The 16,461-nt window shown below is 67.0% G+C and carries 16 protein-coding genes; 7 read left to right on the plus strand and 9 right to left on the minus strand.

The genetic code is table 11. From position 1 onward, the window contains the following. The first annotated feature begins 1 nt into the window (after nucleotide 1). The 3 genes from ACEN9H_RS24590 to ACEN9H_RS24600 are packed head-to-tail and all read left to right on the plus strand — an operon-like array spanning nucleotide 2 to nucleotide 2,134. On the plus strand, nucleotides 2–892 hold the full coding sequence (locus tag ACEN9H_RS24590) for a sensor histidine kinase (protein WP_371768633.1): 891 nt from the start codon (nucleotides 2–4) through the stop codon (nucleotides 890–892). A 2-nt stretch (nucleotides 893–894) separates the two neighbouring features. Continuing rightward, nucleotides 895–1,677, plus strand: a complete 783-nt coding sequence (locus ACEN9H_RS24595) for a LytR/AlgR family response regulator transcription factor (RefSeq protein ID WP_371763743.1) — start codon at nucleotides 895–897, stop codon at nucleotides 1,675–1,677. Between the two features lie 22 nt (nucleotides 1,678–1,699). After that, nucleotides 1,700–2,134 carry a VOC family protein gene (locus ACEN9H_RS24600; RefSeq protein WP_056123008.1) on the plus strand — a complete coding sequence of 145 codons (435 nt, stop codon included), beginning with the start codon at nucleotides 1,700–1,702 and terminating at the stop codon, nucleotides 2,132–2,134. 137 nt (nucleotides 2,135–2,271) lie between these two features. On the opposite strand, the gene ACEN9H_RS24605 is transcribed toward ACEN9H_RS24600, so the two are convergent. The 7 genes from ACEN9H_RS24605 to xapA form a co-directional block, all read right to left on the minus strand. Next, nucleotides 2,272–3,009 (minus strand): DUF2076 domain-containing protein, encoded by a 738-nt coding sequence (locus ACEN9H_RS24605; RefSeq protein WP_413672416.1) that lies wholly within the window; start codon nucleotides 3,007–3,009, stop codon nucleotides 2,272–2,274. A gap of 111 nt (nucleotides 3,010–3,120) precedes the next feature. After that, a complete protein-coding gene (locus ACEN9H_RS24610; protein ID WP_413672417.1) occupies nucleotides 3,121–3,528 on the minus strand; it encodes a cytidine deaminase in 408 nt (135 codons plus the stop codon). 110 nt (nucleotides 3,529–3,638) lie between these two features. After that, complete coding sequence (gene deoA / locus ACEN9H_RS24615; RefSeq protein ID WP_413672418.1) at nucleotides 3,639–4,961, minus strand: thymidine phosphorylase; 1,323 nt, start codon at nucleotides 4,959–4,961, stop codon at nucleotides 3,639–3,641. Between the two features lie 139 nt (nucleotides 4,962–5,100). Then, nucleotides 5,101–7,491 carry an aldehyde dehydrogenase family protein gene (locus ACEN9H_RS24620; protein WP_371768636.1) on the minus strand — a complete coding sequence of 797 codons (2,391 nt, stop codon included), beginning with the start codon at nucleotides 7,489–7,491 and terminating at the stop codon, nucleotides 5,101–5,103. 15 nt (nucleotides 7,492–7,506) lie between these two features. Beyond that, nucleotides 7,507–8,463 (minus strand): deoxyribose-phosphate aldolase, encoded by a 957-nt coding sequence (gene deoC, locus ACEN9H_RS24625; protein WP_413672419.1) that lies wholly within the window; start codon nucleotides 8,461–8,463, stop codon nucleotides 7,507–7,509. Continuing rightward, complete coding sequence (locus tag ACEN9H_RS24630; RefSeq protein ID WP_413672420.1) at nucleotides 8,460–9,653, minus strand: phosphopentomutase; 1,194 nt, start codon at nucleotides 9,651–9,653, stop codon at nucleotides 8,460–8,462. Before ACEN9H_RS24630 ends, deoC begins: the two co-directional genes overlap by 4 nt. A 146-nt stretch (nucleotides 9,654–9,799) precedes the next feature. Further along, nucleotides 9,800–10,651 carry a xanthosine phosphorylase gene (gene xapA / locus ACEN9H_RS24635; RefSeq protein WP_413672421.1) on the minus strand — a complete coding sequence of 284 codons (852 nt, stop codon included), beginning with the start codon at nucleotides 10,649–10,651 and terminating at the stop codon, nucleotides 9,800–9,802. Nucleotides 10,652–10,864: 213 nt separating this feature from the next. Here xapA and ACEN9H_RS24640 point away from each other — a divergent pair, with 213 nt between their 5' ends. Genes ACEN9H_RS24640 through ACEN9H_RS24650 form a run of 3 tightly spaced genes read left to right on the plus strand, consistent with a single transcriptional unit; the run spans nucleotide 10,865 to nucleotide 13,813 of the window. After that, nucleotides 10,865–11,980: a carbohydrate kinase gene (locus tag ACEN9H_RS24640; protein WP_413672422.1), complete on the plus strand. Its 1,116-nt coding sequence runs from the start codon at nucleotides 10,865–10,867 to the stop codon at nucleotides 11,978–11,980. A gap of 2 nt (nucleotides 11,981–11,982) precedes the next feature. Continuing rightward, complete coding sequence (locus ACEN9H_RS24645) at nucleotides 11,983–12,903, plus strand: pseudouridine-5'-phosphate glycosidase (RefSeq protein ID WP_371768641.1); 921 nt, start codon at nucleotides 11,983–11,985, stop codon at nucleotides 12,901–12,903. A 7-nt stretch (nucleotides 12,904–12,910) separates the two neighbouring features. After that, a complete protein-coding gene (locus tag ACEN9H_RS24650; RefSeq protein ID WP_413672423.1) occupies nucleotides 12,911–13,813 on the plus strand; it encodes a LysR family transcriptional regulator in 903 nt (300 codons plus the stop codon). Between the two features lie 4 nt (nucleotides 13,814–13,817). Here the strand turns inward: ACEN9H_RS24650 and ACEN9H_RS24655 are convergent, their stop codons facing one another. Then, nucleotides 13,818–14,780 carry an MBL fold metallo-hydrolase gene (locus ACEN9H_RS24655; RefSeq protein ID WP_413672424.1) on the minus strand — a complete coding sequence of 321 codons (963 nt, stop codon included), beginning with the start codon at nucleotides 14,778–14,780 and terminating at the stop codon, nucleotides 13,818–13,820. Between the two features lie 77 nt (nucleotides 14,781–14,857). On the opposite strand from ACEN9H_RS24655, the gene ACEN9H_RS24660 reads away from it, so the two are divergent. Continuing rightward, on the plus strand, nucleotides 14,858–15,781 hold the full coding sequence (locus ACEN9H_RS24660) for a LysR substrate-binding domain-containing protein (RefSeq protein ID WP_413672425.1): 924 nt from the start codon (nucleotides 14,858–14,860) through the stop codon (nucleotides 15,779–15,781). 5 nt (nucleotides 15,782–15,786) lie between these two features. Here the strand turns inward: ACEN9H_RS24660 and pcp are convergent, their stop codons facing one another. Further along, nucleotides 15,787–16,458 carry a pyroglutamyl-peptidase I gene (gene pcp / locus ACEN9H_RS24665; protein WP_160409608.1) on the minus strand — a complete coding sequence of 224 codons (672 nt, stop codon included), beginning with the start codon at nucleotides 16,456–16,458 and terminating at the stop codon, nucleotides 15,787–15,789. Between the last annotated feature and the right edge of the window lie 3 nt (nucleotides 16,459–16,461).

Below are 16,461 nucleotides of genomic sequence, written 5' to 3' on the forward strand. Positions count from 1 at the left end.
CATGCGCGCCAGCGACATCAACCGCGTACTCGACTTCGTACGCGACGCCTTCCACGAAGCCAGCAAGCTGTGGTGGCGCTTCTTCGACTGGCTCGCCGTCGTCGAATGGCGCCAGCTGTTCCTCACGTGGTTCTTCGTCGTGATCTTCTTCCAGCTCGTGAATACGCCCGAGCCGGGTTTCTGGTACATCTTCATCTCGTTCGCCGTCAAGGTGCTGGCGGGCGGCAAGCGCAAGGCGGAGCTGATGGCGCGCGAAGCCACGGCGCAGGCCAACGTCGCCACGCTGGAACGCCGCCTGATGGAGGCGCAGATGGCCGCGCTGCAGGCGCAGGTCGAACCGCACTTCCTGTTCAACACGCTGGCCCTGATCGGCCAGCTGATCGAGACGGACCCGAAGGAAGCGGCGCGCGTGCATGCCCACCTGATCGACTACCTGCGCTCGACCCTGCCGCAGATGCGCCAGCGCGGCGGCGCGACACTGGGCAAGCAGGTCGAGCTGTCGCGGGCTTACCTCGCCATCATGCAGGCGCGGATGAAGGAACGGCTCAACGTGCGCTTCGACGTGCCCGACTTCCTCGGCAGCGCCCCGTTTCCGCCGATGATGCTGCAGACCCTGATCGAGAACGCCATCAAGCACGGCCTGGAGCCGAAGATCGAAGGCGGCACCGTCGTCGTGCGCGCCCACGTGGTGGGGGCTGACCTGCACGTGGAAGTGTGCGACGATGGCGTCGGCATCGACCCGCACGCGGACGACGGCGTCGGCCTCGCCAACATCCGCGAGCGCCTGCAACTGCTGTACGGCGCGGAAGCGTCGCTGGCCATCTCGACCCCGCCGGGCGGCGGCGCCTGCGCCACGATCCGGCTGCCCTACAAGATGATGGAGGATGCTTGAACATGGTTACCGCCCTGATCGCCGACGACGAAGCCCCGATGCGCGACCTGCTGCGCGCACGCCTGCAACAGGCGTGGCCCGACCTGCAGATCGTCGCCGAGGCCGCGAACGGCGTGGAAGCCGTCGAGCTGGGCGAAAAGCTGCGGCCCGATATCGCCTTCCTCGACATCCGCATGCCGGGCCTGTCCGGCATCGAAGCGGCGCGGCGGCTGTACGAGCGGTCGCACATCGTGTTCGCCACGGCCTACGACCAGTACGCGCTGGACGCGTTCGAACAGGGCGCGCTCGACTATCTGCTGAAGCCCGTGTCGGCCGAACGGCTCGCGACCACCTGCGCGCGGCTGCAGGCACGCCTGCGCAAACGTTCGTCGGCCGATGCCGCGCCCCCACAGGATATCGGCCAGCAACTGGCGAAGCTGACCACCTTGCTGGAAAACAAGGGCAAGCCCGAAAAGCCAACTTACCTGCGCTGGATCCAGGCTCAGGTCGGCGCCAGCCTGCGCATGGTGAGCACGCGCGAGATCCTGTTCTTCCAGTCGGACGAAAAATACACGCGGGTGCAGACGGGCGCTGCCGAGTTTCTGATTCGCAAGACGCTGAAGGAATTGCTGGACGAACTCGACCCGGACGAGTTCTGGCGCATCCACCGTTCGACGCTCGTGCGCGTGGACGCCATCGCCGAAGTGAAACGCGACCTGCGCGGACGCCAGATGCTGAAGGTGCGCGGCTATCCGGGCGAGTTGGAAGTGAGCCGCAACCACAGCTATCTGTTCCAGCAGATGTGAATCAATCCCATAGGAGACCGCCATGCCCTCGATCGCCATCCCCTGCCTGCGCTACCGCGACACCCCGGCCGCCATCGACTGGCTGTGCGAAGTCTTCGGCTTCGCCTGCCAGGTCGCCGTGCCCGGGATCGACGGCGCCATCGCCCACGCGCAACTGACGCTCGGCGACGGCATGATCATGCTGGGCTCGGTCAGCGACGAGGGAGAATATGGCAAGGTGCTCGTGCAGCCGGACGAGATCAAGGGCCGCCAGACCCAGACCGTCTACCTGCAGGTGAACGACGCCGACCGCGTGTGCGAGCGCGCGCGCAATGCCGGCGCCATCATCCTGCAGGAACCGAGCGACACGGAGTTCGGCAGCCGCGGCTTCATGTGCCGCGACCTCGAAGGCCATGTGTGGAATGTGGGGACGTACGACCCGTGGAAGCCGGAGGATTTGTTTGCCACGAATTCATAGCTACCGTCGCCCCCGCGAAGGCGGGAACCCATAATGAGGCACCGAAGTCAGACGTTAAAAATATTTCGGTGCCTCCGAGATACCGAATTCTGTAAGTCGGCATGGATTCCCGCTGGCGCGGGAATGACGAGCTTATCTCAGCTGAACAGCCCTTCGTCCGACCCATCCCCATCGAAAAAGCCCTGCCCGCCGTCGATGCTGCCATTATCGACACTGCTGTCGAACAACCCTTCCGACGAGCCATTGTCCAGCACACGGTCCACATCGCCCAGCCCCGCCTGGTCGGCCAGTGAGCTGCCGGACTGGTCGCTGAACAGGTTGTTGCTCGGATCGTCGCTGTTCAGCAAACGATTGCCGCCCTGGTCGTGGTGGCCGAACATGTTTTCCAGCCCCTGGAAGAGGAAGCCGCCGGCCGCGACACCGGCCGCCGTCGCGGCGATCGAGCCGAGCGTGCCGCCAAAGCCGCCGAAGCCGCCGCGCAGGAAGCCCGACGACGGTGCCGACTGATACTGCGGCTGCTGATACTGCGGCTGATTTTGCGGTTGGGATTGGTACGGCTGCTGGGTATCGCGCTGGTAGGACTGCGCCGGCGGCGTCCTGCCGCTATTGCCCCACGAGTTTGCGTCGAGAAATTTACCGCCGTCACCTTGCTGACCGGAACGTACCTGGTTTTCCAACGACGCGATGCGGTCCTTGGCATTGTTCAGCGCCTGTTCGAGCAGCAACGCCCTTTGCACCAGCAGGTAGGCGGCATCGGGCTGCTGGGCCACGGCGCGCTGGATCAGGGCATCCGCTTCCGGGTCTTTCTGGATGCCGCGGGCCTGGATCAACTGGCTCAGGAAATCGTGCAACATCTGCGAATCTTGCGGGCTCATGACGTCTGCTCCTTTGAATGGTCGGATAGCCCACATGTTGTGGGCCCGTCCCTGAATTCAAGTTTGCCAGCATCCGGGCAAGATTGCCTTAAACGGCGCTGAACCGTGCGCTCAAGACTTCTGGAGGTCGCGCCCGCCGAACGCGTTCGGCAACTGTGCGGCCGCGGTCGTCTCCATCACGTCGCCCTTCAGGTTCGCCAGCACGACCGCCAGGTCGTTGCCGCCCAGTTCCAGGATCACCTGGCGGCAGGCGCCGCACGGGGCGATCGGACCGTCGGTGTCGCCGATCACGGCCAGCGCCGCGAAGTCGCCCGGCACGTAGCCGTGCGCGATCGCGGAAAAGAATGCCGTGCGCTCGGCGCAGTTGCACAGGCCGTAGGACGCATTTTCGACGTTACAGCCGCGGAACACGCGGCCGTCCTTCGTCTCGAGCGCGGCGCCCACCTTGAAGCGCGAATAAGGCACGTAGGCCAGTTCGCGCGCGGCGCGGGCTTCGGCTATCAGTTTTTCGTATTTCATGGGGACTCCCAGGAACGTCGTCCCGAAGGCGGGGACCCAATTTTGCCTGCGTATCGACTACGCAGGTAACTTGGGCTCCCGCCTCCGCGGGAGCGACGGTAGATATGATCTTATGGGCGAATGGTCTTGTAGATCATCGGCTGCGCGGCAGGTCGTTCGGCCGCGATGCGGTAGGCCGCCTGCACTTCGCGCACGGCGCGTTGCGCGGCATCCTGCGTGCGCGCGTGGACGAGCGCCAGCGGCTGGCCCGCTTCCAGTTGCATGCCCAGCTCGACGAGGTCCGTGAGGCCGACGGCGAAGTCGATCGGGTCCTGCGGACGGATACGCCCGCCGCCCAGGCCGACGACGGCCAGCCCCAGGCCGCGGCAATCCGTCGCATACGCGTAGCCCGATTCGAGCGCCGGCACAGGCACGACGACCGGCGCCTTGGCGAGGTGCGCGTCCGGATTGTCCATCAGGTCGGCCGGACCGCCCAGCGCCTTGACCATGCGCGCGAAACGCTCGGCCGCTTCGCCCGAATCCAGCGCGTGCTGCAGCTTGGCGCGCGCTGCCTCGTCGGTGGCGGCGAGGCCGGAGATGACGAGCATCTCGGCGCACAGCGCCATCGTCACTTCGTGCAGGCGGGCCGGGCGCGATTTACCCGTCAGGTAGTCGATCGCGACGCGCACCTCGACGGCATTGCCGGCCGCCGGGCACAGCGACTCGTTCATGCCCGTCAGGATCGCGGACGTGCGCGTGCCGGCACCATTGCCGACGTGGACGATGGATTCCGCCAGCTCGACGGATTTTTCATACGTCGGCATGAACGCGCCGCTGCCGGCCTTGACGTCCATGACGAGGGCGTCGAGGCCCGCCGCCAGCTTCTTCGACAGGATCGAGCCCGTGATCATGGCGACGGATTCCACGGTGGCCGTCGTGTCGCGGATGCTGTAGAAACGCTTGTCGGCCGGCGCCAGCTGCGCGGTCTGGCCGATGATGGCGACGCCGACGTCCTTGACGATCTTGCGGAACAGTTCCGGATCCGGCACGGTGCAATAGCCGGGAATCGAATCGAATTTATCGAGCGTGCCGCCCGTGTGACCGAGGCCGCGGCCGGAAATCATCGGCACGAAGCCGCCGCATGCGGCGATCATCGGGCCGAGCATCAGCGACACGACGTCGCCGACGCCGCCCGTCGAGTGCTTGTCGACGACGGGGCCGGGCAGGTCCAGCGACTTCCACTCCATGACCTGGCCGGAATCGCGCATCGCGAGCGTGAACGCGACGCGCTCGTCCATCGTCATGTCGTTGAAGTAAACGGCCATCGCGAGCGCGGCGATCTGGCCTTCGGTGACGCTGCCGTCCGGGATGCCGCGCACGAAGAAGCGGATCTCTTCCGCGGTCAAGGTGCCGCCGTCGCGTTTTTTACGGACGATTTCCTGGGGGAGGAACATAGGTTATCCCGTTTAAGAGTTTTCTCTAAAACGTCGTTCCCGCGGAAGCGGGAACCCATGCTGAGCGATCGAAGTCGACTTCGGTGCCTCAGTATGGATTCCCGCCTGCGCGGGAATGACGGGCTTGGGGTTCCGGGCCTTACACGCCGTACGGAATCCACACATTCTTGACCTGGCTCGCGTGCTGCAGCACCGCGCGCCCGCCCGCCTGCTTCGCATCGAACCAGTCACGCCCTTTCGCGCCGCCCGTCCACGTGCGCTTCAGCGACTCGGCCGACAGGCGCTCGACTTCCGCGCAGCCTTCCGCCGAGCCATCGTGGCGCCACACGGCATCCACGTCGAAGTGCGACGCCAGCGTGCGGGCCAGTTCGTCGTGGCTGCCCGTGACGATGTTCAGCGCGCCGCCCGGCAGGTCGGACGTGTCCAGCACCTGGTACAGGTCCGTGCTTGAGAGCGGATGCGCTTCCGACGGCACCGCCACGACGCGGTTGCCCAGCGCCAGTGCCGGCGCGACGAGCGAGATGAAGCCCAGCAGCGGGTTCTCGTTCGGACACACGATGCCGATCACGCCTACCGGTTCGTTCAGCGCGACGGTGATGCCGTGCATCGGCGGCTGGTGCGCCAGGCCGTCGTATTTGTCGGCCCATGCGGCCCAGTAGAACAGGCGCTCGATCGATGCCTGCACTTCGCGTGCCGCATCCTTGGCACCCGTCTGCGCGGCGATGCGCGCCGCGAATTCGTCGGCGCGGATCGCCAGGTTCTCGGCGATGTAGTACAGCACCTGCGCGCGGTTGTGCGCGGTCGCCTTCGCCCAGCCGGACGCCTTGTGCGCCGCTTCGACGGCGTTGCGGATGTCCTTGCGGTTGCCCTCGCCCACGTCGGCCAGGAACTCGCCGCCCGCGCCATGGATCGCGCGGCTGTACGCGCCGTCCGGGCGCGCCTGCTTGCCGCCGATGTACAGCTTCGCCGTACGGTCGATCGTGAACGGGCTGTCGCCGCTTGCCAGTTTTACTTTGCCCTTTTCCGCGACGACCGGTGCTGCGGGACGCGCATCTTCCGCCAGCGGCACCAGGTATTCCGTCATGCCCTCCTTGCCGCCCTCGCGGCCGAAGCCCGATTCCTTGTAGCCGCCGAAGCCGCACGCGGCGTCGAACTGGTTCGCCGTGTTGATCCACACGACGCCGGCCTTGATCTGGGGAGCGACGTCCAGCGCGAGGCTGATCGACTCGCTCCACACGCACGCGGCCAGGCCGTACACGGTGTTGTTCGCGAGTTGCACGGCTTCGCCCGGCGTGCGGAAGCTCGACGCGACGAGCACGGGGCCGAAGATCTCGGTCTGCGACACGGTGGCCGACGTCGACGCGCCCGTGATCAGGGTCGGCAGATACCACGAACCGGCAACCGGCGTTTCGCCTTGCGGCTGCCAGATCTCGCAGCCTTCGGCACGCGCCGCTTCCACGAGGCCGTGGATGCGCTGCTGCTGCACCGGATCGACGAGCGCGCCGATGTCGTTCGATTTATCCAGCGGCGAGCCGACGCGCAGGTTCTGCATGCGCGCCTTGACCTTCTCGATGAAGCGCGGGTAGACGCTTTCTTGCACGAGCAGGCGCGAACCGGCGCAGCAGACCTGGCCCTGGTTGAACCAGATCGAATCGACGAGGCCTTCGACGGCCGCATCCAGGTCGGCGTCGTCGAACACGATGAACGGCGACTTGCCGCCCAGTTCCAGCGACAGTTTCTTGCCCGTGCCGGCCGTGGCCTTGCGGATGATGCGGCCCACTTCCGTCGAGCCGGTGAACGCCAGCTTGTCGATGCCCGGGTGATTGACGATCGCCTCGCCCACGCGGCCGTCGCCCGTGACGATGTTGACGACGCCCGCCGGCACGCCGGCCTGCTGGCAGATCTCGGCGAACAGCAGCGCGGTCAGCGACGTGTACTCGGCCGGCTTGAACACGATGGTGTTGCCGGCGGCGAGCGCGGGCGCGATCTTCCAGGCCAGCATCAAGAGCGGGAAGTTCCACGGCACGATCTGGCCGACGACGCCGACGGCGCGGTAGTCCGCGAATTCTTCCGACTGCAGCTGGGCCCAGCCGGCGTGGTGGTAGAAATGACGGGCGGCCAGCGGCAGGTCGGCGTCGCGCGTTTCGCGGATCGTCTTGCCGTTGTCCAGCGTCTCGAGCACGGCGAACAGGCGCGCGTGCTTCTGCAGCAGGCGCGCCAGCGAATACAGGACTTTCGCGCGGCCGTGGCCACCGAGGGCGACCCAGCCCGGCTGCGCGCGGCGCGCGGCGTCCACGGCGCGGTCGACATCGGCCTGGCTCGCTTGCGTCACCTGCGCCAGCTCGCTGCCGTCGGCCGGGTTGAACGAGCCGAACGTCGCAGTGTCGTCACCTTCGGCATCCGTCCAGGCGCCGTCGACGAACAGGCCGAAACGGCGGCCATGGGCGTCCAGCCATGCTTGCGCTTCCTTGGTGCTCTCGGGTGCGGGGCCGTAATCCATCGTTTGCAGAATCTCTTTAATAGTGGGCATGACAGGTCCGATCGATCAAGGTTGCGCGTGGCGATGGGCGGCCGAATAGCTGCCGGTGACGTAGTGTTCGAGCTGGCGCTCGATGTCGGTCAGGAGGCTGGAGGCACCGATGCGGAACAAATGCGGTTGCAGCCATTCGTTGCCCAGCTCTTCCTTCATCACGGTCAGGTATTGCAATGCGGTCTTGGCGGAGGACACACCCCCGGCCGGCTTGTAGCCGACCTTGTAGCCGGTGCGTTCATAGTACTCGCGGATCGCGCGTACCATCACCAGCGACACGGGAATGGTCGCGTTCACACCTTCCTTGCCGGTCGATGTCTTGATGAAATCGGCGCCTGCCATCATGCAGACCCACGATGCTTTTGCTACGTTTTCCAAAGTGACGAGATCGCCCGTCGCGAGGATCGCCTTCACGTGCGCCTCGCCGCACGCCTGGCGGTACGCGACCATCTCGTCGTACAGCGCCTGCCAGTTGCCCGTCAGGACGTGCTGGCGCGTGATCACGATGTCGATCTCGGTGGCGCCCGCGGCCACGGACAGTTCGATCTCGCGGATCTTCGTTTCGAGGCTCGACAGGCCGGCCGGGAACGCGGTCGACACGGCGGCGATCGGCAGGCGGCCCTGCAGCACCTGCGCGGCCGGCTGGATCATCTCGTGGTAGACGCACACGGCGCCCGTCGTCAGCGACTCCAGGCCCAGCGCCTGCATCAGGTCCGCGCGCAGCGGACGCATCGCCTTGCGGCACAGGCGCTCGACGCGGCCCGGGGTATCGTCGCCGGACAAGGTCGTCAGGTCGATGCATTCGATGGCGCGGATCAGCCACGCGGCCTGGTATTCCTTCTTGACCGTGCGGCGGTTCGCTAGGCTCGCGGCGCGGCGGTCGGCGGCGTTGCGGTTGACCTTCAGGTGGTTGATCCAGCCCAGGTCGAGGTCGATCGCGGTATTACGTTTGAAATCGAGGTTCGGGCTCATAGCAAAGCGGTTCCGTTGGCAGTAGGTTTGACGCCGAGGTGATGCGCCAGGGTGGCGCCGATGTCGGAGAACGTGTCGGACACGGGCAGCTCGCGCGCCGGCGCGGCCGGGCCGAAGAACAGCATCGGGATGTGTTCGCGCGTGTGGTCCGAACCGGCCCACGTCGGATCGCAGCCGTGGTCCGCCGTGATGACGACGAGGTCGCCCTCTTTCAGCTTCGCGATGAAGTCCGGCAGGCGCGCATCCAGTTCGTGCAGCGCGTTCGAATAACCGGCGACGTCGCGGCGGTGGCCGAAGTGCATGTCGAAGTCGACGAAGTTCACGAACGTCAGCGACTTGTCCGGCGCGGTATCGGCCACTTCCAGCAGGCGGTCGAACAGCGCCATGTTGTCGGCGCCCTTGATGAGTTGCGTGACGCCCTGGCCGGCAAAAATATCGCTGATCTTGCCGAGCGCGATGACTTCGCCGCCGGCATCCTTCACGTGGTCCAGCAAGGTCGGCGCGACGGGCGGCACGGCGTAGTCGTGGCGGTTGCTCGTGCGCTTGTAGTTGCCGTTGCTGCCCGTGAAAGGACGCGCGATCACGCGGCCGATGTTGTACGGCTTGACCAGTTCATACGCGGCTTCGCACACCTGGTACAGGCGCTCGAGGCCGAAGTGCTCTTCGTGCGCGGCGATCTGCATCACGGAGTCGGCCGACGTGTAGATGATCGGCTTGCCGGTCGCGACGTGCTCGTCGCCCAGTTCCGTGATGATGGTCGTGCCGGACGCGTGGCAGTTGCCCAGCCAGCCCGGCACGTTCGTGATCCCGGCCAGTTTATCGGTCAGCTCTTGCGGGAACGTGGGCACCGTCTTCGGGAAGTAGCCCCAGTCGAACAGCACGGGCACGCCGGCGATTTCCCAGTGGCCGCTCTGCGTGTCCTTGCCGGTCGAGCGTTCGCGCGCGACGCCCCAGGCGCCCGTGAAACCGTCGCGTTTCGCAAAACCCGCGGGCCATTCGCCGCTCGCCTTGTGCGCGGCGGCGCCGAGGCCGATGGCTTCCAGCGTGGGCAGCGACATCGGCTTGCCCGCATCCGCGGCCCACTTCGCGATGTGGCCGAGGGTGTTGGCGCCCGTGTCGCCGTATTTGTCGGCGTCGGGCAAGGCGCCCAGGCCGAAGGAGTCCAGCAGGAGGATGAATGCGCGTGACATGTCTATTTTTCCAAGTCAGTTAACACGTCATTCCCGCGAAGGCGGGAATCCATACTGAAGCCCGGAACTCGACAGCGTCGGCATTACCCGTAACGATTGCCGGCACCTCAGCATGGGTTCCCGCGTCCGCGGGAACGACGGTGTGTTTAGGCCGCGTTAGTCGTTTTACCCAGTCGTTCAATAAACCCGTGAATCAGCGTAACCATATCCTTGGCCGCAACCGCAGCATACTTCAGGGTCTGCTCGTGCGACAGCGGGAACGGGGTCAGGCCTTCGGCCAGGTTCGTGATGGCGGACATGCCCGCGACCTTCAGGCCGCAATGACGGGCCGAGATCACTTCCGGGACGACCGACATGCCGACGACGTCCGCGCCCAGCGCCTTGAACGCGCGGATCTCGGCGGCCGTTTCGAAGTTCGGGCCCGGGCAGGCGAGGTACACGCCTTCGTTCACGGTGATGTTCTTCTCCGCCGCCGTGGCCTTGATCAGGTCGCGCATGTCGGCATCGTACGCATTGGCCATGCTGAAGAAGCGCGGGCCGAAGCGGTCGTCGTTCGGGCCGGCCATCGGGCTGCCCGGCAGCAGGTTGATGTGGTCCGTCAGCACGACGACGCTGCCCGCATCCACTTCCGGACGCAGCGAGCCGGCGGCGTTCGTCACGAACAGCAGTTCGCAGCCGATCAGTTTGAAGGTGCGCACGGCGGAGGTCATCACGGCCGGGCCATAGCCTTCGTAGAAGTGGCCGCGGCCCTTCATGCACACCACCGGCACGCCCGCCAGCGTACCCAGGACCAGTTCGCCCGCGTGGCCGTGCACGGTGCTGATCGGGAAGCCCGGCAGGTCGGCATAGCTGATCGATACCGCATCCTCCATCTGCTCGGCCAGCACGCCGAGGCCGGAACCGAGGATCAGGGCCACGCGCGGCGTGAAGCCCGGCTTGCGGGCGCGGATGACGTCGGCGGCTTCGAAGGGGGTGTTGCTGAACTGGTGAGTAGTCATTGTCGCGGTCTGGTCGAGGATGGGGCGGCGGGATGCACCAAAATATGTCAACTATGCATGAATGCCGATTGTGTTGGCAAATACCATTTTTCTGGGGTATTTATATCTTCACGCAATAAATTCGCGCTAGACTTTAGCCATACATATGTCCGCGTTGACCTTGTGCAAACAAATGTTTAAGATGAAAAACAAAAGTTTAATCCACCCGTCATCGTGACAGAACCGTCGAAGAAACAACAACTCTACGAGGCCATCCGCGCGAATCCTTTCATTTCGCAGCAGGAGCTCGCCAACCAGCTCGGGCTGTCGCGCTCCGCGGTCGCCGGCTATATCGCGGGCCTGATCCGCGAGCGCAAGCTGCTCGGGCGCGCCTACGTGCTGCCGGACCACCGCCCCGTCGTGTGCGTGGGTGCGGCGAACCTCGACCGCAAGCTGCGCTCGACGGATACGATCGCCCTGCGCACGTCGAACCCGGCCAGCCAGACCGAATCGTTCGGCGGCGTGGCGCGCAACATCGCCGAAAACCTCGCCCGGCTGGGCACGACGGTCGCGCTGCTGACCGCGATCGGCGCGGATTCCTCCGGCGCCGCCCTGCTCGACCGCGCGGACAGCCTCGGCATCGACGTGCGCGGCGCGCTGCGTCTCGACGGCTGCTGCAGCGGCACCTACACGGCCGTGCTGGACCGCGACGGCGAGATGGTCGTCGCGCTGGCCGACATGGCGCTGTACGACCGCATGGAGCCGGCGTACATCGACGCGCGCCAGGCGCAGCTCGCGGGCGCCGCGCTCGTCGTCGCGGACCTGAACCTGCCGCGCGACACCGTCGCCGCCCTCGCCCACCAGGCGCGCCGCAACGCGACGCCGCTCGTACTCGTCGCCGTGTCCGAACCGAAGATGGCGCGCCTGCCCGACGACCTGTCCGGCGTGCGCCTGCTGATCCTCAACGCCGGCGAGCTGGCGGCGCGGGTCGGGCGTCCGCTGGTCGACGACGCTGCGCTCGCGGAGGCCATCCGCGCCGTGCAGGCCCAGGGCGCGCAAGACCTGATCGTCACGCGCGGCGCGCGCGGCGTCCTCGTCAGCGCGGGCGCTGCCATCGTCGACCTGCCCGCGCCGCCGGTCGACGTCGTCGACGTGACGGGTGCCGGCGACGCGTTCGCCGCGGCCGTCTGCTGGTCGCTGGTGCAGGACGCCGGGACCGAAGACCTCGTGCTCGCGTGCCGCCGCGGCCTGCATTTGTCGGCTCTCACCCTGGGCGTGCCCGAGACCGTGCATCCTGGCCTGGGGCCGGACAGCCTCGCCACCGAATCCCCTCCGCTTTCACAGGACTGAACATGCAAGCCTTCCTCCAGTTTTCCCCCGAAGTGCAAGCCGCGCGCGCGGCCGGCAAACCCGTCGTCGCGCTCGAGTCGACGATCATCTCGCACGGCATGCCGTACCCGCAGAACGTGCAGACGGCGCGCGAGGTCGAGCAGGTGATCCGCGACGCCGGCGCGGTGCCGGCCACCATCGCCCTCATCGACGGCCGCATCTGCGTGGGCCTGGCCGACGACCAGCTCGAACAACTGGGCAACGCGCAGGATGCGCTGAAAGTGAGCCGGCGCGACCTCGCGTACGTGCTGGCCGAGAAGAAGCTGGGCGCGACGACGGTCGCCGCCACGATGATCTGCGCGGCGCTGGCCGGCATCGAAGTCTTCGTCACGGGCGGCATCGGCGGCGTGCACCGCGGCGCGGAGACGAGCTTCGACATCTCCGCCGACCTGCAGGAACTGGCGCGCACCAACGTCGCCGTCGTGTGCGCGGGTGTGAAATCCATCCTCGACATCGGCCTCACCCTGGAATACCTGGAGACGCATGGCGTGCCGGTGGTCAGCGTCGGCCAGCCCGGCTTCCCCGCGTTCTTCACGCGCGAATCCGGCTTCGACGCCGACTTCCAGCTCGACACGCCGGAACAGCAGGCCCGCTTCATCCGCACCAAGTGGCAGCTGGGTTTGACCGGCGGCGTCGTCGTCAGCAATCCGGTGCCGGCGGAATCCGCGCTGAAGAACGAGGAGATCGACGGCATCATCGCGCAGGCCCTTCGGGAGGCCGCCGACCAGGGGGTGAAAGGCAAGGCCGTGACGCCGTTCCTGCTGGCCCGCATCAAGGACCTGACGGGCGGCCGGAGTCTCGCCACGAACATCGCGCTCGTGAAGCACAATGCCCTCGTCGGCGCCCGCCTCGCGGTGGCGCTGCACGCGGCGGCCCACGTTTGAGACCACCATGTCGATCGACCTGAAGCAACTGAAATACTTCCTGGCGGTGGCCGAAGAAAAAAGCTTCAGCCGCGCCGCCGAGCGCCTGCACATCTCGCAGCCGCCGCTGTCGCAGCAGATCATGAAGCTGGAGAGCGAACTGGGCGTGCGCCTGTTCGCGCGCACGACGCGCAGCTTCGAGCTGACGGTCGCCGGCAAGGCGCTGATGCACGAAGCGGCCGACCTGCTGGGCCGCATGCGCATGACCATCGACACCATCCGCCAGATCGACCGCGGCGAAGTGGGCCGCCTGCGCGTGGGCATCGTCGGCTCGGCGATGTGGGGCCCGATCCCCGGCCTGCTGGAACAATTCCAGAGCCAGTTCCCGCGCGTGACGTGGACCATCCACGAACTCGGCCCGAACGACCAGTGGGACGCGCTGCGCGGCAAGCAGATCGACGTGGGTTTCTGGCGCGAGCCGAAGATCGACGAGGACATGCTGAGGAACGCCGGCCTGCGCCAGGAACTGGCTTTCCGCGAAGACGTGTGCGTCGCGATCAACGCCCAGCATCCGCTCGCGCAGCAGGATGCGATCGAATTGATCGCCATCGCCGACGAGCCGATGCTGACCCTGCACCTGGACCAGTCGGCCGAGCCGCGCTACCTGATCCAGTGCTGCGTCAACGCGGGCTTCCAGCCGACGATCTTCCAGGAAGCCGCGGAGCCGCAGACCCTGCTCGCGATGGTCGGCGCGGGACTCGGCGTGGCGCTGATGCCGGCGACGACGAGCCGCATCGGCTGGCCCGGCGTGCGCTTCCTGCCGGTGCGTACCAATCCACCGTCGGCCAATCTGTACATCACGTATCCGACGCAGGACGATGCGCCGGTGGTGCGGGCATTCCTCAAGATCCTGCATCCCGCCGCCGAGTGATCGTCTAGCGCAGCGAACTGTAATTCAGCGGCGCCCACGCGTAGCCGCTGCCGCTGCGCTCGACGTGGCCGAGGCCGGGGAACGGCGTGTGCGCCGCCGCCACGATATAGCCGCGTGCGGCCGCGTCGGCGAACAGCGTCTCGCGCTGGCGACGCGCCGCGGCGGCATCTTCGTCGAAGCGGATCGTCACCTGCGGTTCCGCCATCTGCACGTCTTTCGCATGCACCGCGTCGCCCACGAAACGGAGCGTCTGCCCGCCCGCCGTCAATTCATACATCGTGTGGCCGGGCGTATGCCCCGGCACCGGCACCGCCCGGATGCCGGGCACCACCTCGCCGGGACCGTCGAAGGTCCGCACCCGGCCCGCCTTCCGGTACGGCGCGAACGCCGCCAGCGCCTCGTCGATCACGTGGACGCTTTCCGGCCGCACCTTCGCGCGGTTGGCCGGATCCAGCCACGCATCGGCATCGCGCCTGGCCACCACCACCTCCGCATTGGGCAACACGGCCTTGCCGTCTATCGCCAGGCCGTTCGAATGGTCGCCGTGGATGTGCGTGAGCAGCACGGCGTCGACGTCCTCGGGACGATAGCCGGCGGCGCGGATGCTGTCCGCCAGGTGGCCGCCGTGCGCGCCGAAGCTGGCGCCGGCGCCGGTATCGATCAGCACCAGCTGTTTGCCGGTGTTGACGAGGAAGGCATTGATCGACGTCTCGACCTGGGTGCCGAGGTGGTGGAACGCCAGCACGTCCTTCACGTGGGCCGCGCTGGTATTCGTCAGCAGCTTGTCGAGCGGGATGGTCACGGTGCCGTCGGACAACGCGGTGATCTCGACGTCGCCGAGCAGCACGCGATAAAAACCGGGCGCCTGGGTGCGCACCTGGGGCGCGGCCGCATGCGCCGCGGGCAGCCATGCGGGCGCGGCCAGCAGCACGGCGGCGGACAGGAACAGGGGTGAAAGCTTGATCATGGTGAACTCCTCTGGCATTGAACGATGCATCCATGATCCAATGGCGCACGACATCAATCAAATCGATTATCGAGATTATGGGAATCAGTGAGAATGATTTCAGGGGCGTCGACCTGAATTTGATGGTGACCTTCCTCGTGCTGATGCGCGAACGCAGCGTATCCGCGGCCGCCCACAAGCTGTTCCTCGGCCAGCCGGCCGTCAGCGGTGCGCTGGCGCGGCTGCGCCAGTTGTTCGGCGACGAATTGCTCGTGCGGGGCACGCGCGGCATGGAACCGACGCCGCGCGCGCTCGACCTTGCAGCGGCCATCGAACCGGCCGTGGCGCTGCTGCAAAAGGCGATCGCCGTGCCGCCGGCCTTCGACCCGGCGAACAGCGAGCGCCTGTTCGTCGTCGGCATGCCGGACTGGGTCGAGCACTGGCTGATGCCCGGCCTGCTGACGCGGGTGCGCCGGCTGGCGCCGCGCGTGCGCATCGTGCTCAAGGAAAGCAATCCGTTCGCCGTCGGCGACATGCTGGACAAGGACGAGATCGAACTCGGGGTGGCGGCGCTGCGAACCGGCCCGCGCTGGCAGCATCAGCGGCCGCTGCGCGAGATGGGGTTCCGCTGCGTGTACGACCCGCGCCAGCTGCCGTTCACGGACGCCGTGACGCTGGCGCAGTACGTCGCGGTGCCGCACCTGCTGGTGAGCTACCGGGGCGCCGTCGAAGGCACGGCCGACGCGGTACTGGCCGGGCTCGGGCTGCGCCGCGACGTGTGCTACACGACGCCGCGCTTCTCGGCGGTGCCCGGCGTGCTCGGGGCGAACGCCATCGTGTCGACGGTGCCGGAAGTGCTGGCGGACCGCTGGGCCGCGGCGGGCCTGCTGGCGTCGAGCGCACTGCCCATCGCGATGGACCGCTTCACCGTGTCGATGGCATGGCATGCGCGGCGCGACGACGACGCGGCGCTGCACTGGTTGATGGGTGTGATCGAGGACGAGGCGCGCGCGGCCCCGTGACGGCGTCAATGCGTGGCGCCGCCCGCCTCGTGGGTATCGGTCTCCGTCACCACCGCCACCTCCACCGCGATCCTGAGCGCATCGACGATGTCGCGCAGCGCCATCGACGGCGGCCGCTCCGGACGATCTGCCGCCTGCTCGGGCAGGAACGGCACGTGGATGAAGCCCGCCTTCACGGGTTGCCCGACCGCGTGGTGCATCAGGCCGTAGAACACGTGGTTGCACACGAACGTGCCGGCCGTCTGCGACACGCCGGACGGGAAGCCGCGCAGGCGCAGCGCCTTCACGATGGCCTTGACGGGCAAGGTGGTGAAATAGGCGGCCGGGCCGTCGGCCGCGATGGGCGTGTCGACGGGCTGGTTGCCCGCGTTGTCGCGGATCGACGCGTCGTCGACGTTGATGGCCACGCGCTCCAGCGACATCTCGGAACGGCCGCCGGCCTGGCCGACGGCGATCACGATGTCGGGCTTGACGCCCGCGATGGATTCGCGCAGCACGTCGAGGGCGGTGCCGAACACGCACGGCAGCTGGCGCGCGACGACCGCGAAGCCCGGCCCGGACCAGCCGTCCAGCGCGCGCACGGCTTCCCACGACGGGTTGATGGTGGCGCCGTTGAACGGTTCGAATCCGGTCAGCAGGACGGTCCTGGTGGGTACTTGAGTGGTAGGTGCGGTCATGGT

It is taken from the genome of Massilia cellulosiltytica (genome assembly GCF_047325105.1).
Taxonomy (GTDB): domain Bacteria; phylum Pseudomonadota; class Gammaproteobacteria; order Burkholderiales; family Burkholderiaceae_D; genus Telluria; species Telluria orientalis.